The sequence below is a fragment of the Natronoflexus pectinivorans genome, from assembly GCF_004345615.1.
Classification (GTDB): domain Bacteria; phylum Bacteroidota; class Bacteroidia; order Bacteroidales; family Marinilabiliaceae; genus Natronoflexus; species Natronoflexus pectinivorans.
Genome location: NZ_SLWK01000004.1, coordinates 265,521 through 287,724, shown reverse-complemented (window position 1 = coordinate 287,724; position 22,204 = coordinate 265,521). Strand labels below are relative to the sequence as shown.

Sequence of the window (22,204 nt, the reverse complement as noted above, 5' to 3'; positions counted from 1 at the left end):
AGAAGTTGCCTGATCTGTTTTAAGTTCATCTCTTATTTAAAGAGTATACTTGCACTTGTCAGGCAACTTCTGCTTTGTGGGTTAGGGATTTAACTGTTACACTTCGTTGTTTAGAACAAAGTTTATGGGAACGGTGTAACTTACGGCCACTGGGATGTTTCTTTGTGTTCCGGGTTGCCAGTTGGGCATTTGGCTGACTACCCTGTATGCTTCATTATCAAGTAAAGGATGAACTCCACGTAGTATCTTAACCTTGTCTATTTCACCTTCTTTCGTAATGACGAATTGAACATATACGCGCCCTTGAATTCCGTCTGCAGCTGCCAGTGTAGGATACCTTATACTGCTTCTGAGGTAGTCTTGAAGAGCTTCTATACCTCCTGGAAATTCGGGCATGTTTTCTACCATCACGAAAACGGCCTCTCCATCACTGCTGCGAATTGTTTCTCTTGGAAGGTTTGCTCTTTGATCTTCAGTCATATTTCGATAAAAATCAGCCAGCGTTTTACCAAAATCCTGAGTTCGGGTGTTTATCTCAATGACTCCATTTTTCCCAAGATTTCCGAATTTCTCAAGAGCAAACTCATCTTTATAAATCTGAATTGAAGCTATCATGTCAGGAGTCAGTACTTTATTTAAAACTTCCTCATGCACGTCTGTAATGACGCCGTCAATGAAGTAAATGACTCCCTCTTCATGTGGGGGGATTGTGGAGGGTGAGTGTTCCCCTTTTTCGATGGAGCCATAGTTCTCATCCAGTTTTGTACACGCATAAACTGTAAAGGCAATGGCTGGTAAAATCCATAAGAATTTTAACTTCTGTAATGCTGTTGTTGTTTGTTTTGTCATCATGGTAAATCGTTTTTTGTTGAGTGAGTAACAGAACATATTGCCCAGACGAATGGCTTCTCCACCTACCATCTGGTTAATGAGAACAGCTCTGTAAATTGCCGGATTACTGCAGTTTTGTATTGCGTGATTATCTGCCAGATATTCATGGTTTTGGCGAACGAAATGACCATATAACCAAGCAACCGGATTAAACCAAAGCAATAAACGGACAATTTCGGAGAGCATCAGGTCAATACAATGATATTGCTTAATGTGCTCCGCCTCGTGTCTCACAATTTCTCTCATATCGCTTTTATTAACAGAGGGATTAATAAAAACATAAGAGAAGAATGAAAACGGGGCAGGGTATCGGTTTGATTCTATAACTGTAAAGTCATTGACGTAAGTTCGTGGTGAATTAACAATTTCTTTGAATAGAATGCTGGTTTGGTAGAGGAGTCTGGAGGCTAAGGCAAGCAGACCTATGGCAAACAGTATCGGTAAAATGAACACCCAATTTATGCGTCTGGTGATATCATCAGTGATGACTTCTCCTGCAACTAATTCCCCAACAATCACCTGTTCGGTATGTGTTAACGAGTCAACTAACAGAGTTGGATAGGAAAAAGTAAATAAGGGTAATATGATCGATGCCAGTATTCCTACAATCAGGAATATTCGGTTTGCAAAGAATAGTCGTTGGTTGCGTAAAAAAAGATAATAGACCAAGGCAAAGGCTGAAAGCCACAGCGACGATTTTAAAAGATAGAGGATTAGAGCATTCATAATTATACTTTAAAGGGTTAATCTTTATTCTTGTTGTTATTCGAGCCAGGTTTAAATTGCTTTAACTCCAGCTTTGTTTGTTCCATAAGCTCCTCCAGTTCTCTAATCGACAAATCTTTTTCTTTAGCAAAAAAGGAGGCCATGGCAGGAAATGAATTGTTGAAATAGTCATTCATTAATCCAAAAAGTTGATTTTTTGAATAATCTTCCTTTTTAATTAGAGGGAAATATACGTGCACATTGCCATAGGTTTTGTGGTCAACAAACCCTTTTTTTTCTAGTATTCGTATTATGGTTGATACAGTATTGCGGGCAGGTTTTGGGTCAGGAAATTGTTCCCTGACATCTCGCACCGGCCCTTCTTCCAGTTTCCATAAAATCTGCATTATTTGTTCTTCTGCTTTCGTTAGTTGCATAGTTCGTTTTATTGCAAAATGAAGTCGATTGATAAAGTATATGCCACATCAACTGGGATGTTTCTTTGTTTTCCTGGATTCCACTCGGGCATGGACTGTACAACTCTTAAAGCTTCACTATCTAAAGAAGGATCAACACCCTTTAAAATGGTAGCATTGGTAATTTGTCCAGTTTTCTGAACAATAAATTGCACCAAAACTTGACCTTGCATGTTTTTCTCTTGTGCGCTTATCGGATATCTAATGGAGGTAGCTATAAAACGCATTAAGGCGTCTTTACCTCCCAGAAATTCAGGCATTTGTTCAACGACTATAAAAATTTCTTTACTGTTATCCTCGTTTTCCAGATCAGTTGTAACTGTTTTTTTTGTTGTGATTTCAATCACGCCATATTGACCTTTTTCTCCATATATTTTTATGGCTTCATCGATTTTGTATACACTTATGTGTTCAATGTTATCATGGTTTAGTTTATTGAATTCTGATTTGCTGATTACTTGTCCGTCTAAAATATATAATGGTTCATTATCATTTTTATGGTGTACTGTAGTTTTTATTGCAGTATCCAGTTCACTTTTATGACCATATCCTACAACTACTATGTTTTCAAGTGGCTCGTTTATATTAATTAGTACAACTTTCATCGTTTCCGTAAATTCAGGTCTAGTTATTACAGACTTAAGGCCAACAAAGGAGAAAACTATTTGGCTTTCTGTAGGTACATCTGAAAGATTAAAGACTCCATCTTTATTTGAAACAGTTCCGTTCGAAGTGCCCCTGATGATGACGCTTGCACCATGCAATGGAGTTCCATCTTCTCTGTAAACAATGCCTGAAATAGTATTAGTCGATTGATCTGTATTTTCGTTTACTACAATGCTTTCGCTATCGGCGAAAACATGCTCAGGTTGAGCAAATGCATAAAAAACGAACATTACAACGGGCACAATCAAAAGAATTTTTGATTTTCTTAATGTTGAAGTTTTTTTATTAGTCATCATGGCAAATCTTTTTTTGTTTAGGGAATAGTTAAATGAGTTAGCAAGTCGGATTACTTCACCACCAAATAGGTAGTTAATGAGAGTGGCTTTATAAAGAGCCGGGTTTTCAGAATGTTGTATAGCTTTTGTGTCGGCCAGATATTCATGGTTTTGCCTTATAAAACGCCCATAAATCCAAGCTGTTGGATTAAACCATTGAAAAAGAATAATGAGTTCCGAAAGTATAAGATCAATCCAGTGCATTTGGCGGATATGTTCTTTTTCATGTTTCAATATTTCCGTTGTTGACGTGCCTGAGACTAAAGGATTGACAAACACATAAGTAAAAAATGAAAAATGAGTTTTGAATTCTTCGGATTCAACTATTTTTATTTCTTGCTTGACAACAACTTCTGAACGTTTAATAATTTTATATAGAGAATAGCTTTGTTTTAGTATTCGAAAAAGAAATATGGCAAAACCTGTTGTGAATATTATTGCTAGATAGGCAGTCCAATTAAAATGAAATGCTTGATCAATAATTACTGCCTCTGTTATTTGTGATGATTCAGAATTGATAGGAGGTAATGAATTAGGAACTGGTAAGGAAGTTAAAAGTACCTTATAGCTAAAGTTTATGAATGGAAATATGAATGCTGCTAGTATTCCTGAAATCAGGTACAAACGGTTTAGAAAAAAATATCTTTCGTTTCGCAGAAATAGGAAGTATATAGATGCGAAACAGCTTAACCAAAGCGAAGATTTCAGAATGTATCCGATTATAGATTCCATTTTATGAGTAGTTGTAAGGTTCCTTTAATTAGATTTTCAATCCGTCAATACAAACGTACGACTAAATAATTAGTCAGTCAATGCTTTTTGACAAAAAACGACTAAGAAGTTAGTTAAATAATCTTAATTGAATTGTTTTGAGGGAGATAGATTTATGGAAAATGTTTTGTACAAAGGTTTGAACCAGCATGATAGTATCATTAAGTTCCTTTGTCTACAAATAATATACACTGAATATCGCCAAATTGGCAGAAGCTATGTCTGAAGATTAATGAGATATGATGCAAATTTCGATGTAATGCATCGAAATGCAAAATAAAATTGGGGTTTATGGGAATAAGCAAAATAGAATTTATTTTCTACAATACTTTTAGTATGGTTTGAAACAGCAATGACTCATCAATAGGTTTTGCAAGATAACCATCAAAACCGGCCTGATTAATTTTCTTTTTGTCGAAGTCGCTAGCATAGGCCGTTTGTGCTATCACAGGTATTAAAATGCCATGTTCTCGTATGAGTCTGGTTGCTTCAAATCCATCCATGAAAGGCATTTTAATATCCATTAAAATTAAATCAATGGCTAAGCTTTGGTTTAATGTCATGTCAATGGCTTCTTGGCCATTGGTAGCACGAAATAATTCAGCAACATATGGCCCGAGAATTTCAATGAGAAATTCCATGTTAATAAAGTCATCCTCAACAATAAGGACTTTTAGCCGGCTTAACTGTTCTGATGTCTCCATATAACTCTCATTCAAAGATTATGCATCTCTCCTTTATTGCATTAATCATTATTAGCGGGAATTGTGAAATGAAAAACTGAACCTCTACCAGGTTCACTCTCTAATGATATTGTTCCGCCGAGTACTTCAATATACGCTTTTGAGATTGGAAGTCCAAGCCCTATACCTTCGTGTCCTCTCGAAAGCTCTGTATTAGCTTGAATAAATCTCTCAAATATTGCTTCATGCATTTCTTTTGGAATACCTATTCCTGAATCTTTAATATAAAAATTAACTAAGTCAGTATCTTTGGTGCATTCGATAATTATAGAACCTGAGTAACTAAATTTTATGGCGTTATCAACCAGATTTGATAGTATTTTACTAAGTTTGTCGTAATCTGAATGAATGGTTCTAAATGATGGCGGTAAATGATTTTTAATTTCAATTGAGAGTTTTCTCTTTTCTGCAAAGTTTTCATGTAGTTGCATAATTTCCATCAATAGATTATTGATGCTAAAGTCTGTTCGATTCAAAAATATTTGACCGGTTTCAATTTTTGAGATATCGACCAAAGCATTGATGGTGTTCATCATGCGTATCCCCGATAATTCAATCATTTCAACATAATATGCATAGCTGCTTGGGTCGTCCGGTTTTCTTTTTAATAACTGTGTAAATCCGAGAATTCCATTCATGGGCGTTCTGATCTCATGTGATAGGTTCTGAAGGAAAGCGGTTTTTAATTGGTCGCTCTCTTCAGCTTTTTCCTTGGCTTTCAGTAACTCTTCTGTTCTTGCTTTTACCTCGGTTTCTAAAGATGCATTTAATGTTTTAAGTTGCTCCAAACTATGTTTTAAAGTCAGATGAGTTTCAACCCTCATGATTAGTTCCTGGTGGTCAAAGGGTTTGATGATATAATCCTGTGCACCTACTCTGAAACCTTCGAGAATACTTTCGCGATCACTTTGAGCGGTGAGAAAAATTACCGGCAGGTTTATAAAGTCAGGATTGTTTCTTATTTTCCTGCATACTTCAAAACCGTCCATCCCCGGCATGTGAATATCAAGTAAAACCAGATCGTAATGATTATTCCACAGCAAGTCTATTGCTTCAAATCCATTCATAGCCTGATCGAACGGATAGCCTTCCAGACTTAAGGATTTATTCAGAAGGGTGAGATTTACCTTGCTGTCGTCCACAATTAGTATTTTACTCTTGGCTTTGTTCATTGGTTTTGGGGTTATGTTTTTTAAGTAACAACCTGAATTTATCAGTTGCTCTTAATAAGTGGTAGAGATATAGACATTTAATATAGATATAAATACGATACTATGAAATGTTTTGTTGATGAAATTTTGTTAACTGTTTGATTTTTATTGACCAATGAATGTTTTTTTGTTGTATAAGGATTTTAAATTAAATATAGATACAAAAAAAGCTGTCGTTTCCGACAGCTTTTTCGATTATGCGTTATCACTTAATATTAAATACTTGCAATTTTATCTGCCTTATAATGTCCTGCTTTTAATTTTTCGGCCACTTCAGCAAAAGCTTTAATGGTGTAATCCACGTCTTCTAAAGTGTGCACTGCTGTAGGGATAATTCTTAGCATGATTTGTCCTTTGGGAATAACCGGGTACACCACGATGGAGCAAAATATGTTGTAATTTTCTCTCAAATCCATTGTTAATGTGGTTGCCTCAGGTACGGTTCCGTCAAGAAATACAGGCGTTACAGGGCTTTCTGTTTTGCCGAGGTTGAAACCTTTTTCACGCAATCCGGATTGTAAAGCGTTTACGACCTTCCAAAGATTTTCTCTTAATTCCGGTTTGGTTTTTAACAGTTCCAGTCTTTTTAAAGCGCCCATTACCATTGGCATGGGCAGCGATTTTGCAAAGATCTGTGAACGCATGTTGTATCTTAAATAGCTGATTACATCTTCACGTCCGGCAACAAAACCTCCAATTCCGGCCATGGATTTGGCAAAAGTTCCAAATATCAGGTCAATTTCACTTTCAACATCAAAGTGCTCTGCTACACCGGCTCCGGTTTTACCCATGGTTCCAAAACCGTGTGCATCATCAACCAATATGCGGAAATTGAAATCTTTCTTTAGTTTAACTATGTCATCAAGTTTTCCTAAGTCACCTGCCATCCCAAAAACTCCTTCAGTAATCACGAGAACACCGCCGCCTTGCTTATCTGCCAGTGCAGTTGCGCGTTCAAGTTGTTTTCTCAGGTTCTCAATGTTGTTATGGGGAAACACGTAGCGTTTTCCCATATGCAGCCGTAATCCATCAAGAATACATGCATGCGACTCGGAATCGTAAACGATAACGTCGTTTCTGTTACATAAAGTATCAATAATGGAAACCATACCCTGGTAACCAAAGTTAAGAAGGTAAGCATCCTCTTTTTTTACAAATTCAGCAAGCGCGCTTTCAAGCTCTTCATGCTTGCTGGTATGGCCTGACATCATTCTGGCACCCATAGGATATGCCATGCCGTACTCTTTTGCTGCTTCGGCATCTGCTTTACGGACTTCCGGATGGTTGGCCAGCCCCAGGTAGTTGTTCAAGCTCCAGGTGAGGACTTCTTTTCCCCTAAATTTCATTTTCGGATTAATTTCCCCTTCCAATTTGGGGAACATGAAATAACCGTGAGCCTCTTTTCCGTATTGACCCAGCGGTCCCATGTTAGCGCTTATCTTATTAAATATATCCACGTTAATAAGTTTTTAATTATTTCCATGGCAAATGTAATCTTTTTATCGCTTTCCACCATTTTTGCAGGTTAAATTTTACGTTGAGTGCTTAATAACTGCTTGCTAATGTCAAGTCAACCTTAAAATGACGGGTTAGTGTTGTGCACTTGGTATCCCCCCCCCCCCCTGGGGGTTATGTGTGAGCGAAGGAGACAATTCAGTTTTGGCTTGACAATGGTTGTTCTTTTATTTTAACATATTTTTCATGCAAAACCCCTAAAAGTTGGGATTGTGAGACAAGAGTCACGGTAGTATGTTTGCAGTAGAATTTCAAAGGAGTTTATTGTCTTTTATGAAAGGCGATTTTTTATTAAAGAAAAAGCAAAAAAGTACTCAATTGGCAATACGTTTAAACCAAACTTATTTAGTTATGAAATCTATATATCTATCATTTCTGTTTGTTTTTATACAATTACAGACAAAAGTAGAAGCATCAGATGCTCACAACATATTGGGAGGTCGGGTTCTAAGTGATGGAGCCGGAGTCCCTTACATCGCTGTTTACATTAAAGGTACCAATACCGGAACAATTACGGATGAGACGGGTCAATTTACCTTGCCTTATGGCGATTTTGATCAATTGGTGCTTGGGGTTCAGGGACTTGGATATAAAACTACGTTTATTGATCTCTCACAAGATGAAAAGGAAGGTAACTTGGATATAAATATCGAACCAGATACGCTGTTACTTGAGCAGGTCCTTGTATCCGGAAGTCGTGTAGGGGTTCTCAGATTTCTTCCTGGCTCTGTTAGCTTTATAAATAAAGCACAACTGGAAAATACGCGCCCCGTAAGTGCTAACGAGGTGTTAAGGAATATTGCCGGCGTTCACGTGGTGGAAGAGGAGGGAGCCGGACTTAGGGCAAATATTGGTATCAGGGGGTTAGATCCTGATAAAAGCCGCAACGTATTGATGCTAGAGGATGGCGTACCTGTTGCGCTGGCTCCTTACGGCGAACCTGAGATGTATTTTTCCCCAAATATTGACCGGATGAGTGGCGTCGAGGTTCTAAAGGGAAATGGTTCTATTTTGTTTGGCCCTCAAACCATTGGAGGGGTAATTAATTATTTAACGCCAGATGCACCTGAAAATCCTGAAGGCAGACTTTCAATACGTGGTGGTGATTTTGGCTTCTTCAACTCCTATTTGGAGTATGGTGGAACTTGGAATAATACTGGAGTCATTATGAATTATTCGCGAAAACAAGCAGATAATTTTGGGCCAACCCGGTTTTTGTTTCATGATTTTAATACTAAGATTCAAACCCGGTTTTCTCCGGTATCACAAATGGTTTTTAAACTTGGCGTTTATGATGAAAACAGCAATGCAACCTATGTGGGGTTAACGCAGCCAATGTATGATCGGGGTGGGTATGATGATTTGAGAATCGCACCGGATGACGAACTAAATGTCAGAAGGTATTCAGTCAGTATTAATCACAAATATCTGCTAAGTCCAGGGTTGCAGCTTAATACCACCGCGTTTGGCTATACCACAACGCGTAACTGGAATCGTCAGGATTTCACCTATAGTTCTACAGCCAGCAATTTATCAGGTGTTGTTCACGGAGAGCCCGATGGCTACCAGGGATCCATCTATTTAAGAAACTCAACCGGGCAAAGGAACCGTCAGTTTGAAGTGGCCGGTATTGAGCCACGTCTCCAGTACAGATATGATTTGGGTGGCTTTATCGTTAAAACTGATGCCGGAGTGAGGTATCTGTATGAACGTGCTTTTGAGCAGAGGGTCAATGGAATAAAACCCGGAGTTCTTTCCGGTGACCTCATTAATGATGAGGTGAGAACCGGCCATGCCGTTAGTGCTTATGTGCAGAATAATATCATGTTGAGCAACAGGCTCTCAATAATGGCTGGTCTTAGAAACGAGAATGTTCGTTATGAACGTGAAATTTTGAGGATGGGATCCACTGACACGCTTATTACAAATACCACAGATGTATTTGCATTGATTCCAGGTGCGGGAATCAATTATAATCTGACTGATGAGATTGGTTTTTTTGCTGGTTTGCACAGAGGATTTGCTCCTCCGCGTACCAAAGATGCAATTAGTAATGAAGGAGAAGATTTGCAACTGGATGCAGAGAAAAGCTGGAACAGCGAAATAGGGCTAAGGCTTGCAACCGGAAACCTGAGTTTTGAGACGGCCTTTTTTCACATGAATTTCTCCAACCAGGTGATTCCGGTATCCGAATCCTCCGGAGGAGCCGGAACCGGATATGTTAATGGAGGGAAAACATTACATTACGGAATTGAAGCTTCTGCTCTAATGGACATTGCCGGCATGCTGCCTGCAAATTGGAAAGGTAGCCTCTCTCTTTCGGCTACTTATGTCGTTTCAGAATTTTCGTCAGACAGATACATACTGCAAAAAAGGTCATTGGTTGCAGGGTTGGATGATGTTTATGTGAATGTAAAGGGCAATAGAACTCCGTATGCACCTGATTTGGCCATCAATGGGGGATTTCAGATTGAACTTCCGGCAGGTTTAGGTTTAAGCGTGACCGGAAATTATACAGGCAGTCAGTACACCGATGTGTTGAATACTGACAATGTATACGACTGGATTGATATTCATGAAGCCGATTCAGACTATCAATATGTACAAGCAGTAACAAATGGTCGAATTGGAAAGCTGGATAGTTTTTTCATTACAAATCTGAATGTTTGGTATAATTTCTCCGGCAGTGGCCTTGCAATTAATGCCGGGGTGAAAAATATTACCAACCAAAGATATATTGCCACTCGTCGCCCACAAGGAATAAGGGCAGGAATGCCAAGATTAATAACAGCAGGAATTAATTATACTTTTTAAGACCAATAGATGTTAGATTTTTAGTAGTAAGATGCTGGAAATATGATGTGTTCGACAATCTGTTTTGTATATACCTTAAGATTAAGCAGATAAAAAAACGATCAAGCCAATATAAAGAAACAAAGTCTTTGAGTTAAAACAGCATACGGCAAGGAATAATATTCCTTGCCGTTTCTCTCTTTTATGGCCTGCTTTTTGCAATGTACAATGAAGATTTTTCAGGGTTTAGCATCATCCATAAAAATATCTATATCAGAATTAGAGATTTGAAACTTATTGATTATCTTTGCACGATATTTTGTATGGACAACAGATGTGAAACCTTCATATTTGTTCAATTAAGGAAAAGTATAGTCTTTTATGAGAAACCTGATTATTGTTGTATTAATTGCCTTGTTTACATCATCGTGTAGTGAATATCAAAAACTACTAAAAAGTAATGATTATGATCTGCAATATACCCGGGCAATGGAATACTACGAAGCTGGGGATTACATGCGGGCATCCACTCTGTTTGGAGGTTTGATTTCAATTTTCAGAGGAACGGAACGTTCCGAAATTTCGCATTACATATATGCCGACTGCCTCTTCAGGATGCGTAATTATTTGATGGCAGCTCATCATTTCCGTATGTTTGTACAAAATTATCCAACCAGTGACCGGGCTGAGGATGCACAGTTTATGGCTGCATATTGTCATTATAAACTCTCCCCAAATCCCCGTCTTGATCAAACAGATACTTATCAGGCGTTGGAAGGATTTCAATTATTTATTAATCTATATCCTAATAGTGAGCGAGTTGTAGAGGCTACTCAACTGATGGATGAGTTGAGGGATAAGTTAGTATATAAAGCCTATCTTAACGCAAAATTATATTATAATCTGGGTACTTACATGGGAAATAACTACCAGTCGGCTGTTATAGCAGCAAGAAACACACTGGATGAGTTTCCCGACACCCAACATAGGGAAGAGCTTTCTTTCCTGATTTTGGACGCAAAGTACATTCAGGCGGTGAATAGTATTGAAGAACGAATGCAGGAAAGATTAAGGGAAACCATTGATGAGTATTACACCTTTATAAATGAATTTCCCAACAGTCAATACATACGTAGGGCACACCGAATTTTTGAAGAAACATCTTCGTTATTGAATTAGAAATTTAAAGTGATTTTATTTACATAGCTATGGACTACAAAAAATCAAAAGCTCCGGCAAATACCGTCACATGGGATACGGCCAAATTGGCTGAACCAACCGGTAATATTTACGAGTCGGTTGTGATTATTGCTAAAAGAGCAAATCAAATTGGTGTGGAAATGAAAGAAGAGCTTAACCGCAAACTTCAAGAGTTTGCTTCTTACACCGATAATTTGGAAGAGGTTTTTGAGAACCGCGAACAGATTGAAATATCCAGATTTTATGAGCGTTTACCAAAACCATCTGCCTTAGCTACTACAGAATTTGCTGATGAAAATGTCTATTTTCGGAATCCTGCAAGAGAAGATGTTCAGGATGCAGATATTGAATAGGGATTAATAGCTCATTTTATAAAGAATTTTGAAAGATAAAAGAAACTTATTGTTTCTTTTATCTTTTTTGTTCATATATAGTTGGTTATATTTGTTGTTGTTAACCATGGATTCTTAATTTCGGCTTATTTGTTTTCTAAGAATGCAAGTTTTCATCTATGAGGTTTTTAGTTGCTATATTGTTTTTGTTATATCTAATCTATAGGTCTACATTCTATACTATCTGGATAAAGATTTGGAAATCTATAGTTTACTGTAGCTATATCTTATGTTATCGGGTAAGAAAATCATATTAGGAATTACTGGAAGCATCGCAGCTTACAAAGCTGCATTGCTTACTCGTTTATTTGTTAAAGCGGGAGCTGAGGTTCAAGTTATAATGAGTTCCGCTGGGAAGGAATTCATTACCCCAGTTACATTGTCAGCACTGTCCGGTCGACCGGTTTTAGGCGACTTCTTTGAAAATAAAGATGGAACATGGCACAGTCATGTGGATTTAGGTTTATGGGCCGATGCCATGATTATTGCTCCGGCCACTGCAAATACCATGGCAAAAATGGTAGGAGGTGTTTGTGATAATCTTTTAGTCACCACCTATATGTCCGCACGTTGTCCGGTTTTTTTGGCCCCGGCGATGGATCTTGATATGTTTCAGCATCCTTCAACCATAAGGAATATGCAAACTCTGGAAGAGTGGGGCTGTACAATCATTGAACCAGGAACCGGAGATCTCGCTAGCGGTTTGTCAGGTAAAGGACGCATGGAAGAACCGGAAGTTATACTGGATCGGTTGATTAATCATTTTAAAGGTGTGCTGGTTAAAAAAACACTTACGGGAAAGCGCATCATGATAACGGCAGGTCCTACCTATGAAGCCATTGATCCAGTTCGGTTCATTGGAAACTACTCATCCGGAAAAATGGGATTTGCCATTGCCGAGGAATTGGCAAAGCGAGGTGCGCATGTAGATCTGGTTAGTGGTCCTGTTCAAATTAAAATAGAGCATCCCGGGGTTTATCGTCACGATGTTGTTACGGCACAGCAGATGCATGATAAATCTGTGGAGCTTTTTCCAAACACAGATGCGGCCATTATGGCCGCTGCTGTGAGTGACTATACACCGGCAATTGTCTCGGATAATAAAATTAAGCGTTCCTCTGATCATTTCAATATTTCATTGAAACCCAATCCTGATATTGCAAAAAAAATGGGAGAGATTAAAAAATCTGGCCAGATTCTTGCTGGTTTTGCATTGGAGACTGACAATGAAATTGCAAATGCCTGTGAAAAATTGAAAAAGAAGCATTTGGATTTTATCGTTCTCAACTCTTTAGCTAAGGAAGGAGCCGGTTTTATGACTGATACAAATCAAATAACCATCATCAGTAAAGAAAATAAACATATGGATTTTCCGTTAAAGAGTAAAAGAGAGGTGGCCGTTGATATTGTAAATTATTTAGAGTCGATGATGGTATAAGATATTTTGTCCCGAAAAATGGTAAAGCATAATTTTAAATATTTGTTCCGTGCAGCACTGATGGTTTTACTGATGTTCATAATCAGTTATCCATTGGCTGCTCAAGAGTTACGAGCCAGAGTTCAGGTTGTGGCTCCCGGAGTTCAGGGAACCAATCGTGCTGTGTTTGAGACGCTGCAAACATCCATTATGGAGTTTTTGAACGGACAGCAATGGACCGAGCACAAATTTAATCCCGAGGAACGAATCGATTGCACCATTCTTATTAATATTCGTGAAGTTATAGGAAGTGATGAATTTCGAGGCACCATACAAATACAGGCTCGAAGACCGGTTTATAACTCATCCTACAATACGCCGCTTTTAAACTATCTCGATCAGAATTTGCATTTCAGATACATAGAGTACGAAACCCTTGTATATAATCCATCGAATATTGAATCCAATTTAGTAGCCATTCTTGCTTATTATGCTTACATCGTTCTTGGTTTTGATTACGACTCGTTTTCTCAACGTGGTGGGACACCATATTTTCAACGCGCCGAGCAAATTGTTAATATGATGCAGAATGCAAGGGAAAGTGGTTGGAGATCCTTCGAAAGTCAACGCAACCGTTATTGGTTGGTGGAGAACTTACTAAACGAACACCATACTCCTCTGCGTAACGCCTTCTATCAGTACCACAGACGAGGGCTGGATATGATGGCCGATCGAGTTGATGAAGGACGGTCAAATATTGCATCCTCTTTGGAATTGCTGCAACGAGTGCACCGTCAGCGTCCTAATAGTTTTGCGCTTGGTTTTTTCTTTGATGCTAAATCTGAAGAGTTGGTTAATATCTTTTCAAACTCTCCTTCTATGGAACGTGGAAGGGTTGTAAATCTTCTTTCAGAAGTAGATCCAACCAATTCAGATAAGTATCAACAAATTCTTTCTGAGCGGGGGCGCATGTAATTTGTGTGATTCCTTATCTTTTTGATTTCGAAAATGAAATTCAAGACTTTCTTTATATCTTTGTTTTAACAAAGATATAAACTATGCTAAGGCAACTTTCCATATCTAATTACGCATTAATAGATTCCGCTGAACTTGTTTTACACGAAGGTTTTACGGCCATTACTGGTGAAACAGGAGCAGGTAAATCAATAATGCTTGGTGCCCTATCTCTGATTTTGGGACAGAGAAGTGATACATCTGCAATTCGTGATAAAACGCAAAAATGCGTCGTAGAAGCGCATTTTTATCTGAATGGTTATCAACTTGAGCAGATGTTTGAAGAGGCCGATGTGGATTATGATGTTGAAACTGTCATCCGGCGTGAAATTTTACCTTCCGGAAAATCACGAGCTTTTATCAATGATACCCCTGTAACATTGCCATTTTTAAAGGATTTGACTCAAAAGTTGATTGATATTCATTCTCAACACCAAAATCTGCTTCTTGGCGATGGTCTGTTTCAGCTTAACGTGGTGGATATAGTGGCAAATAATAAGAATATTCTGCAAGAATATCAGCAAAAATACCATGTGCTTCGTGAGTTGGAGAGAGATAGGGAGGCGTTGATGCAAATGAATAATCAACAAAAGGCCGATCGCGACTATTGGGATTTCCAGTTTAATCAACTTCAAAGTGCTGAATTGCAAGTCGATGAGCAAGAGTTGGTAGAGCAGGAAGTGGAACAGCTTTCACATGTTGAAGAGATAAAGCTGGCATTGGCCAATGCGGGAGTTTTACTAAACGAGCATGAGTTTCCTTTGGTGGATGGAATGCACCAGGTTGTAAATGAGATTAAAAAAATCAGTGATTTTTTATCTGGTGGAGATGAACTTTTGTCTCGGCTTGAGTCGGTTTATATAGAATTAAAGGATATTGCCGGAGAGGTTTCTGTTAAAGCATCGGAATTGGAATTTGACCCGGTTCGTTTACAGCGATTGCAGGATCGGCTAAATCTGATTTATGAATTGCAACAGAAACATCAGAAGAACAGTATTGGTGAGCTTCTGGAATTGAAGGGTGATCTTGAAAGCAAACTGCTCTCGTTGGATTCGTTTGATGAAAAACTAAAGAAACTGGATGATACCATCGAAAAAGAGAAAGAGATCGTCGAGAAGATGGCATCTCGATTGTCCCAGTCCCGAAAAGATGTTTTTGAAAAAATAGAAAGCACTATAACTGATCAACTGCACGAACTTGGGATGCCGCATGCACGTTTCAGTGTCGAACATGAACTCTTGGAAGTGTTTACACGAAACGGAGTCGATGAGATCAAATTTTTGTTCAGTGCAAACAAAAGTGGGGAGTTGGCTGATATTCCTAAAGTTGCATCAGGAGGTGAATTGTCAAGACTGATGTTGTGTATAAAATCGCTTTTATCTTCTGCAAAAAGATTACCTACCATCATATTTGATGAGATTGACACCGGAGTATCTGGAGAAATTGCCGACAAAATGGGGCGTATTATGCAGCAGATGGGGAATAGCATTCAGGTAATCAGCATTACGCACTTGCCGCAGATTGCGGGTAAAGGTCAGCACCATTTTAAAGTCTTTAAATCTGAAGAGAGCGACCGCACCGTTTCTCACATCAGACTACTTTCCGATGAAGAACGCATCCGTGAAATTGCCGGAATGTTGAGTGGTGCCAAACTCTCTGATGCAGCCATTCACAATGCCAAAGATTTATTGAAAAACTGATTGGTCGTTGTGTTAATGTGCAGGTAGACAGGTGGATGCGTTGGCTTTCACCGTCTTAAATTGTCTTAATAAAGTCAAAAAAAAGTTATGACTTTATTTCTGTGCAATTATACCTTATATTTGTAGCCTCAAAAATCAAAACGAAAATGGGATATAATCTATTAAAAGGGAAAAGAGGGATCATATTTGGTGCCCTTAACGACATGTCAATTGCCTGGAAAGTAGCAGAGCTGGCACATGCCGAAGGAGCCACTTTTACGCTCTCTAATACACACGTAGCATGCAGAATGGGCAGTGTTACAGAATTGGCACAAAAAACCGGATCAGAAGTAATTCCGGCTGATGCCACCAATCTGGAGGATCTGCAGAACGTCGTAAAAACATCCACCGAGGTTTTGGGCGGTAAAATAGATTTTGTACTGCACTCCATTGGGATGTCTTTAAATGTAAGAAAGAAACGTGTTTATCACGATTTGGATTACAATTATCTGGCTAAAACCCTTGATATTTCAGCCATTTCTTTTCATAAGCTGATTCAAACGGCATTCAAAATGGATGCTATGAATGAGTATGGTTCCATCGTTGCTCTCTCTTATGTAGCTGCACAACGTACGCTTTACGGCTACAATGATATGGCCGATGCAAAAGCTTTGTTGGAGTCCATTGCCCGTAGTTTTGGGTACATTTACGGACGCGAAAGGAAAGTAAGGGTTAATACCATCAGCCAATCGCCAACCGTTACCACAGCCGGTAGCGGAGTAAAAGGTATTGATGGCTTGATAGACTTTTCTGATCGTATGTCTCCGCTTGGTAATGCCGATGCAGAAGATTGTGCCAAGTATTGTGTTGCTATGTTTTCAGATCTGACTCGTAAAGTTACCATGCAGAACCTTTTCCACGATGGTGGATTCTCCAGCATAGGTATGAGTTTAAGAGCAATGAAGCAATACAACAAGAGCTTCGACTCTGATGATGTTCAGGATTTATATTAGAAAACTGATTAAGTTTATCATTTTATTTACCTGAATTTGCGATTTCATATCGCTCGGATGGGAATAAAAAAATATGATAAATTGACTAGTCTTTTGATACACAGTGTAAAAGCCTCCTTTTCAAGGAGGCTTTTTATATGTATCCTGCAAGCTGTAAATTTCTGAATCTCCTTTTAAAACATTAATTTTGTCATTCTTATTTATAACTGGTATAAATCAGATATTTTTAGTCTGTTATTTAAACCCGAAATATTTATAATTATTAAACATGGATAATTATCAGATCAATCACCTTAAGGAGTTAGAGGCTGAGTCGATATTTGTAATTCGCGAAGTCGCAGCTCAGTTCGAAAATCCTGTGATGCTATTCTCGGGAGGGAAAGATTCAATTGTGATGTTTCATCTTGCGCGTAAAGCTTTTTGGCCTGCAAAAGTGCCTTTCCCTTTGATGCATATTGATACTGGGCACAACTTCCCTGAAGCGCTTGATTATCGTGACAAGCTAATGCAAGAAACCGGTTCTGTTTGTATTGTTAAATTGGTGCAGGATTCCATCGATAAAGGGAGGGTTAAAGAAGAATCAGGATATAATGCAAGCCGTAACAAGTTGCAAACTGTTACTTTATTGGATGCTCTGGAAGAGCATAAGTTTGATGCTGCGATGGGAGGCGGACGACGCGATGAGGAAAAGGCAAGAGCAAAGGAGCGTTTCTTTAGCCATCGTGATGAATTTGGACAGTGGGATCCTAAAAATCAGCGCCCCGAACTTTGGAACTTATTCAACGGACGTAAAAATATGGGCGAGCATTTCCGGGTTTTTCCAATCAGCAACTGGACTGAGATGGATGTATGGCAATACATCTATATGGAAAATATTGAACTTCCATCCTTGTATTATACTCATGAGCGTGAAGTTTTTGAAAGGGACGGAACATTACTAGCAACGGCTCCTTTTATGAAACTTCGTGAAAATGAGAAACCGCAAATCATGAAGGTGCGTTGTCGTACCATTGGTGATATAAGTTGTACAGGACTTACTCTTTCTACTGCGAACTCTCTTGAAGATATCATTCAGGAGGTTGCAGCTTCACGGGTTACGGAGCGAGGTGGACGGGCAGACGATAAACGATCAGAAGCCGCCATGGAAGACCGTAAGAAGGAAGGGTATTTTTAATTCTTATTTTGTATCATAAGTTGGTGACTCCAAACACCTCTATAATATTAATGTTGTTATGAGTGGAAAAAATTCCGGATATCTGGACATGGAACTGTTGCGGTTTACCACCGCAGGCAGTGTGGATGATGGTAAAAGTACCCTGATCGGACGTTTACTATACGATTCAAAGGCCATTTTTGAAGATCAGATGGAAGCCATTGAACGTGCAAGCGTTAGAGCCGGTGGTGAACAGGTTAATTTAGCGCTACTTACCGATGGTTTGCGTGCCGAGCGTGAGCAAGGTATAACCATCGACGTGGCTTACCGGTACTTTGCTACCCCAAAACGCAAATTTATCATCGCTGATACTCCCGGGCATATTCAATATACCCGTAACATGGTTACAGGAGCCAGTACTGCCAATGTCGCATTAATTCTTGTTGATGCCAGACATGGAGTGCTTGAGCAAACTCGTAGGCATGCATACATTGCTTCTTTATTGCAGATTCCCCACATCATTGTTTGTGTTAATAAAATGGATTTGGTTGATTATGACCAAACTGTTTTTGAAAATATTGTAAGCGATTTTGAAGCCATTGCTTCAAAATTGTCTGTTAAGGACGTGCGTTTCGTTCCCATCAGTGCTCTCGAAGGAGATAACGTTGTGGACAGAAGCACCAAAATGGACTGGTATCAGGGTCCAACCCTGATGTATTTGCTTGAAAACATTCATATTGGCAGCGATATTAATCGTTCTGATTTTCGTTTCCCTGTTCAATATGTAGTGAGGCCTCAATCAAAAGATTGGCCGGATTATCGTGGCTATGCTGGCAGGGTTGCAAGTGGTGTAGTAAATGTTGGAGACAAAGTAACTGTTTTGCCCTCCGGGTTTAGTTCGGTTGTAAAAAGCATAGACCTTTTCACCGAAACCCAGGACAAAGCATTCGCTCCACAGTCGGTTTGCATCACACTGGAGGATGACATTGATATCAGTCGGGGAGATATGATCATTAAAGAAACCAACGGACAACAGCCCCGAATTGATCAAAATATTGATGTGATGCTTTGCTGGTTCAACGAAAAGAAATTGATCCCGGGAGGGAAATATGCGCTAAAACATACCTCTACAGAGGTGCGCTGTATGATTAAAGAGGCGCAGTATCGGGTAGATATCAATGAACTTGAAAAGGTGTATGATAACGTTGAAGTGGGAATGAATGATATAGCAAGGGTTTCAATTCGAACAACGAAACCTCTGTTTTTTGACTCTTATAACGTAAACAGAAACACCGGCAGCATTATTCTGATTGATGAAGGTACCAACGAAACAGTGGCTGCCGGAATGATCGTATAGATGAAGTTTTTAGCTTGTCGATGATTTTAAGGTCTATAACACTCCTAAATAGGAGATTATAGGCCTTTTTTATTCATCGGTTTATTTGCTGTAAAATTAAGTTTGAATTTAGTTCCTGCGTTTATTATGCTTTCAACTGACAGTTGTACTTCGTTCTTGATTAAGAATTCTTTAACAAGAAGCAAACCAATACCTGTGCTCTTTTCCCCTTCTGTCCCTGTTTTTTGATGATTGATTTTATATTTAAATAGATGTTCAATCTGATTTTGGCTCATGCCAATTCCAGTGTCCTCAATTTCAACAACAATTAAATTGTTATTATTGTAAACTCTGATGTATATGTCTTTTTCGGATTTCGTAAACTTAATCGCATTACTTAAGATGTTGCGTAATGATGTACATATCATTTCTTGATCGGCATATACCAAAATTTCCTTGCTTTCATAAGATTCTGTTACTTTTAATTGTTTTAAAGCAATTGATAGATTAAAATATACCAGCAGATCCTTAATGGTTTTTACTATATTGAAGTGTGTTTTATTGGTCTTTAGTTCAAGCAGATCTATTTTTTTCCAACTTAACAAATTCTCCAAAGTAAGCAGAACAGAACTACTGGTTCTGCTGATGGATTTTAGAAATTGTTTCATTCTAACTTCGTTATATGCCGCAAAATTGCAAAGCATTATATTAAGAAGTTGTTCAATTGAGCTGATGCTGCCTCGCACATCGTGAGATATAATGCTTATGAATTTGTTGTTGATCTGGTTTAGATTTTCAATGTTTTTATTCTTTGCTTTTAGTTCGTAGTTTGCAATAAGTAACTTTAAATCTGTTTCTATGTGTTCTTTTAGTTGCCTAACCAGCGAAATGAAATTACTATTAAACGAGTTTTCTTTGTTGTCAAGAAGGCATACTGTTCCAAAAACTTCTCCATCAGGCCAGTTAAGCGGAACTCCTAAATATGAAATCATCTCAACCTTTACTTCCGGGTCTTCATTTCTCCATACAGGATCTTGGGTTGCATTATGAATTACCAGTTCCTTTTGTGAACCAATTACCTTCTCGCAATAGTGCCCGAACCCCAGTTCAAATGTATCGGTAGCTTTAATTGGATTGTCCTCATTACTGCTGTTCAAAAAGACTTCAAGATGTTCTTCCTTTAGCTGGGTAATGAGACCGGAGGGTACGTTGCAAATGTTTGCCGCTGTATCAATAAGTGCTTGCCATTTATTAGTAATCACTTTTACTATTTTGGGCTTGAGAGTTCCAATTTCCACCTGTTTTAGGTCATTCTCACCACGAACCTTTACTTTGGAATACCTTGTTGCCATTTAATTGAAATTAGTGCGAATTTGACATCTTTTCTTTTTTGGTAAAGGGTTGTGTCTGTCTGAGATTTTTATTGGTATATATGTTCTACATTAATCAAGGCAGTAATAGATATGCAAGAAACAGCATTTATAATATTACGTAGATTTGTTCTCTGATGTTTCACATTTTGTGTGTGATAAGTGTCATAATTTACATTAAGATTTATTCTTTCAATAGGTTCAATCATCTGAATTGTTCTAATGCTTTGTCTTTATTTTTACTAAATATAAATAACACTATAAAGGGTAAATTGCAATGTAGAAATTGCAATTTCATGAAAACAAAACTTAACTTTGCATCATAAAAAGAAACATTTTTTGTTATGATGCAGGCTTTTTTTAAAACGCATAAGTACCTGCTGGATCATTTAAGTGTACCTATTCGTAGAGGATTAATGGATCAGGTTAACTGGAATAGCCGGTTAATCGGAATTGTTGGTGCTCGTGGGGTAGGAAAAACCAGTTTTTTGCTGGATTTTGTTTCGACTGTATATGGCAACGATAAATCATGTCTATACGTAAACTTGAATAATCTTTATTTCTCTGATCGCACCATCATATCTTTTGCGGATGAATTTCAGAAGACAGGTGGAAAAACCCTGGTTTTAGATCAGGTTTTTAAATATCCCGAATGGGCTTCAGAATTGGTTACCTGTTATGACAGTTTCCCTGATTTGCAAATTATCTTTAGTGGCTCACCACTGATGCTACCCGAAAAAGGGCACGACTTGCTTGTAAAAGCTGATATATACTCTTTGGAGGGCTTCTCTTTTCGTGAATACATTAACCATAAAAGCGATAATAAATTTCCTGCATTTAAGCTAGACGAAATTTTAACTGATCATACTCGCATTGCAACAGATATTGTTGATTCCATAAAACCTTTGGCTTATTACAACGATTATCTGCATCATGGGTATTATCCATTCTTCCTTGAGAAAAGCAACTACCTTGAGAATTTATTGAAAAACATCAATTTGGTACTTGAAATCGACATTAGCTATTTGCAACAAATTGAACTTAAATATCTTCCCAAACTAAGGAAATTATTGTATATTATTGCCTGTTCAGCTCCTTTTCAACCAAATGTGAGTCGATTGAGTCAGGAAGTGGAAACAAGTCGCGCAACCATTATAAATTATTTAAAGTATCTGAATCAAGCCCGTTTAATAAACCTATTATATGAAGGCCAATCAGAACCTTTGAAGAAACCCTCGGAGATATACTTGCAGAACCCAAATCTTTTGTATTCGGTGGCAAGAGGAGATGTTGAAAATGAGGTTTTAAACAAAACGTTCTTTAGCAATCAGATAGGCTATAATCATCAGGTTGGATATAGTCGAACTACCGATTTTATTATAGATGAGACTCATCTGTTTAATGTAGGAAACAGACCAAAAACAGGAAAGGGAAAGAACGAGGATGTGTGGCATGCCTGCAATATGCTTGAAGTAGGTCATGGAAAGGATGTTCCATTATGGCTGTTTGGTTTTTTGGAGTAGT

17 protein-coding genes are annotated in these 22,204 nt (G+C 38.3%); 10 read left to right on the top strand and 7 right to left on the bottom strand.

Features of this window, described 5'->3' with window-relative positions; genetic code table 11:
* Positions 1-96 precede the first annotated feature (96 nt).
* The 6 genes from EV194_RS07760 to EV194_RS07735 form a co-directional block, all read right to left on the bottom strand.
* Positions 97-1,617, bottom strand: a complete 1,521-nt coding sequence (locus EV194_RS07760) for a M56 family metallopeptidase (protein WP_132433467.1) — start codon at positions 1,615-1,617, stop codon at positions 97-99.
* Positions 1,618-1,634: 17 nt separating this feature from the next.
* Positions 1,635-2,033: a BlaI/MecI/CopY family transcriptional regulator gene (locus EV194_RS07755; protein ID WP_132433466.1), complete on the bottom strand. Its 399-nt coding sequence runs from the start codon at positions 2,031-2,033 to the stop codon at positions 1,635-1,637.
* Between the two features lie 8 nt (positions 2,034-2,041).
* Positions 2,042-3,697, bottom strand: coding sequence for a M56 family metallopeptidase (locus EV194_RS07750; RefSeq protein WP_165921828.1), 1,656 nt, complete (start codon positions 3,695-3,697; stop codon positions 2,042-2,044).
* A gap of 467 nt (positions 3,698-4,164) precedes the next feature.
* Positions 4,165-4,548, bottom strand: a complete 384-nt coding sequence (locus EV194_RS07745; RefSeq protein ID WP_132433464.1) for a response regulator — start codon at positions 4,546-4,548, stop codon at positions 4,165-4,167.
* Between the two features lie 41 nt (positions 4,549-4,589).
* Positions 4,590-5,759 (bottom strand): hybrid sensor histidine kinase/response regulator, encoded by a 1,170-nt coding sequence (locus EV194_RS07740; RefSeq protein ID WP_132433463.1) that lies wholly within the window; start codon positions 5,757-5,759, stop codon positions 4,590-4,592.
* 254 nt (positions 5,760-6,013) lie between these two features.
* Entirely contained in the window at positions 6,014-7,255 is a 1,242-nt protein-coding gene (locus EV194_RS07735; RefSeq protein WP_132433462.1) for an aminotransferase class I/II-fold pyridoxal phosphate-dependent enzyme, read from the bottom strand.
* A 409-nt stretch (positions 7,256-7,664) separates the two neighbouring features.
* On the opposite strand from EV194_RS07735, the gene EV194_RS07730 reads away from it, so the two are divergent.
* The 9 genes from EV194_RS07730 to cysN all read left to right on the top strand — a co-directional run bounded on the left by EV194_RS07730 (position 7,665) and on the right by cysN (position 19,331).
* The gene (locus tag EV194_RS07730) at positions 7,665-10,127 is read left to right on the top strand and encodes a TonB-dependent receptor (RefSeq protein ID WP_165921827.1); all 2,463 of its coding nucleotides are present in this window, start codon (positions 7,665-7,667) and stop codon (positions 10,125-10,127) included.
* Positions 10,128-10,487: 360 nt separating this feature from the next.
* Positions 10,488-11,285 (top strand): outer membrane protein assembly factor BamD, encoded by a 798-nt coding sequence (locus tag EV194_RS07725; RefSeq protein ID WP_132433460.1) that lies wholly within the window; start codon positions 10,488-10,490, stop codon positions 11,283-11,285.
* Positions 11,286-11,314: 29 nt separating this feature from the next.
* On the top strand, positions 11,315-11,659 hold the full coding sequence (locus EV194_RS07720; protein WP_132433459.1) for a DNA-directed RNA polymerase subunit omega: 345 nt from the start codon (positions 11,315-11,317) through the stop codon (positions 11,657-11,659).
* 268 nt (positions 11,660-11,927) lie between these two features.
* Positions 11,928-13,136 (top strand): bifunctional phosphopantothenoylcysteine decarboxylase/phosphopantothenate--cysteine ligase CoaBC, encoded by a 1,209-nt coding sequence (gene coaBC / locus EV194_RS07715; RefSeq protein ID WP_132433458.1) that lies wholly within the window; start codon positions 11,928-11,930, stop codon positions 13,134-13,136.
* Between the two features lie 18 nt (positions 13,137-13,154).
* A complete protein-coding gene (gene porD, locus EV194_RS07710) occupies positions 13,155-14,090 on the top strand; it encodes a type IX secretion system protein PorD (protein WP_243699362.1) in 936 nt (311 codons plus the stop codon).
* Positions 14,091-14,173: 83 nt separating this feature from the next.
* A complete protein-coding gene (gene recN, locus EV194_RS07705) occupies positions 14,174-15,829 on the top strand; it encodes a DNA repair protein RecN (protein ID WP_132433457.1) in 1,656 nt (551 codons plus the stop codon).
* 146 nt (positions 15,830-15,975) lie between these two features.
* Positions 15,976-16,821 (top strand): enoyl-ACP reductase FabI, encoded by an 846-nt coding sequence (locus EV194_RS07700; protein WP_079557342.1) that lies wholly within the window; start codon positions 15,976-15,978, stop codon positions 16,819-16,821.
* Positions 16,822-17,089: 268 nt separating this feature from the next.
* Positions 17,090-17,995, top strand: a complete 906-nt coding sequence (gene cysD, locus EV194_RS07695) for a sulfate adenylyltransferase subunit CysD (protein WP_132433456.1) — start codon at positions 17,090-17,092, stop codon at positions 17,993-17,995.
* A gap of 58 nt (positions 17,996-18,053) precedes the next feature.
* Positions 18,054-19,331, top strand: coding sequence for a sulfate adenylyltransferase subunit CysN (gene cysN, locus EV194_RS07690; protein WP_243699361.1), 1,278 nt, complete (start codon positions 18,054-18,056; stop codon positions 19,329-19,331).
* 56 nt (positions 19,332-19,387) lie between these two features.
* On the opposite strand, the gene EV194_RS07685 is transcribed toward cysN, so the two are convergent.
* Positions 19,388-20,662, bottom strand: coding sequence for a GAF domain-containing sensor histidine kinase (locus tag EV194_RS07685; RefSeq protein WP_132433455.1), 1,275 nt, complete (start codon positions 20,660-20,662; stop codon positions 19,388-19,390).
* A gap of 362 nt (positions 20,663-21,024) precedes the next feature.
* Between EV194_RS07685 and EV194_RS07680 the strand changes: the two genes are divergently transcribed.
* A complete protein-coding gene (locus EV194_RS07680; RefSeq protein ID WP_243699360.1) occupies positions 21,025-22,203 on the top strand; it encodes an ATP-binding protein in 1,179 nt (392 codons plus the stop codon).
* Position 22,204 lies beyond the last annotated feature (1 nt).

Coding starts and splice junctions, on each gene's coding strand:
- EV194_RS07760 (WP_132433467.1), bottom strand. CDS start 1,617: ATGAATGCTCTAATCCTCTATCTTTTAAAATCGTCGCTGTGGCTTTCA.
- EV194_RS07755 (WP_132433466.1), bottom strand. CDS start 2,033: ATGCAACTAACGAAAGCAGAAGAACAAATAATGCAGATTTTATGGAAA.
- EV194_RS07745 (WP_132433464.1), bottom strand. CDS start 4,548: ATGGAGACATCAGAACAGTTAAGCCGGCTAAAAGTCCTTATTGTTGAG.
- EV194_RS07740 (WP_132433463.1), bottom strand. CDS start 5,759: ATGAACAAAGCCAAGAGTAAAATACTAATTGTGGACGACAGCAAGGTA.
- EV194_RS07730 (WP_165921827.1), top strand. CDS start 7,665: ATGAAATCTATATATCTATCATTTCTGTTTGTTTTTATACAATTACAG.
- EV194_RS07725 (WP_132433460.1), top strand. CDS start 10,488: ATGAGAAACCTGATTATTGTTGTATTAATTGCCTTGTTTACATCATCG.
- EV194_RS07720 (WP_132433459.1), top strand. CDS start 11,315: ATGGACTACAAAAAATCAAAAGCTCCGGCAAATACCGTCACATGGGAT.
- coaBC (WP_132433458.1), top strand. CDS start 11,928: ATGTTATCGGGTAAGAAAATCATATTAGGAATTACTGGAAGCATCGCA.
- porD (WP_243699362.1), top strand. CDS start 13,155: ATGGTAAAGCATAATTTTAAATATTTGTTCCGTGCAGCACTGATGGTT.
- recN (WP_132433457.1), top strand. CDS start 14,174: ATGCTAAGGCAACTTTCCATATCTAATTACGCATTAATAGATTCCGCT.
- EV194_RS07700 (WP_079557342.1), top strand. CDS start 15,976: ATGGGATATAATCTATTAAAAGGGAAAAGAGGGATCATATTTGGTGCC.
- cysD (WP_132433456.1), top strand. CDS start 17,090: ATGGATAATTATCAGATCAATCACCTTAAGGAGTTAGAGGCTGAGTCG.
- cysN (WP_243699361.1), top strand. CDS start 18,054: ATGAGTGGAAAAAATTCCGGATATCTGGACATGGAACTGTTGCGGTTT.
- EV194_RS07685 (WP_132433455.1), bottom strand. CDS start 20,662: ATGGCAACAAGGTATTCCAAAGTAAAGGTTCGTGGTGAGAATGACCTA.
- EV194_RS07680 (WP_243699360.1), top strand. CDS start 21,025: ATGATGCAGGCTTTTTTTAAAACGCATAAGTACCTGCTGGATCATTTA.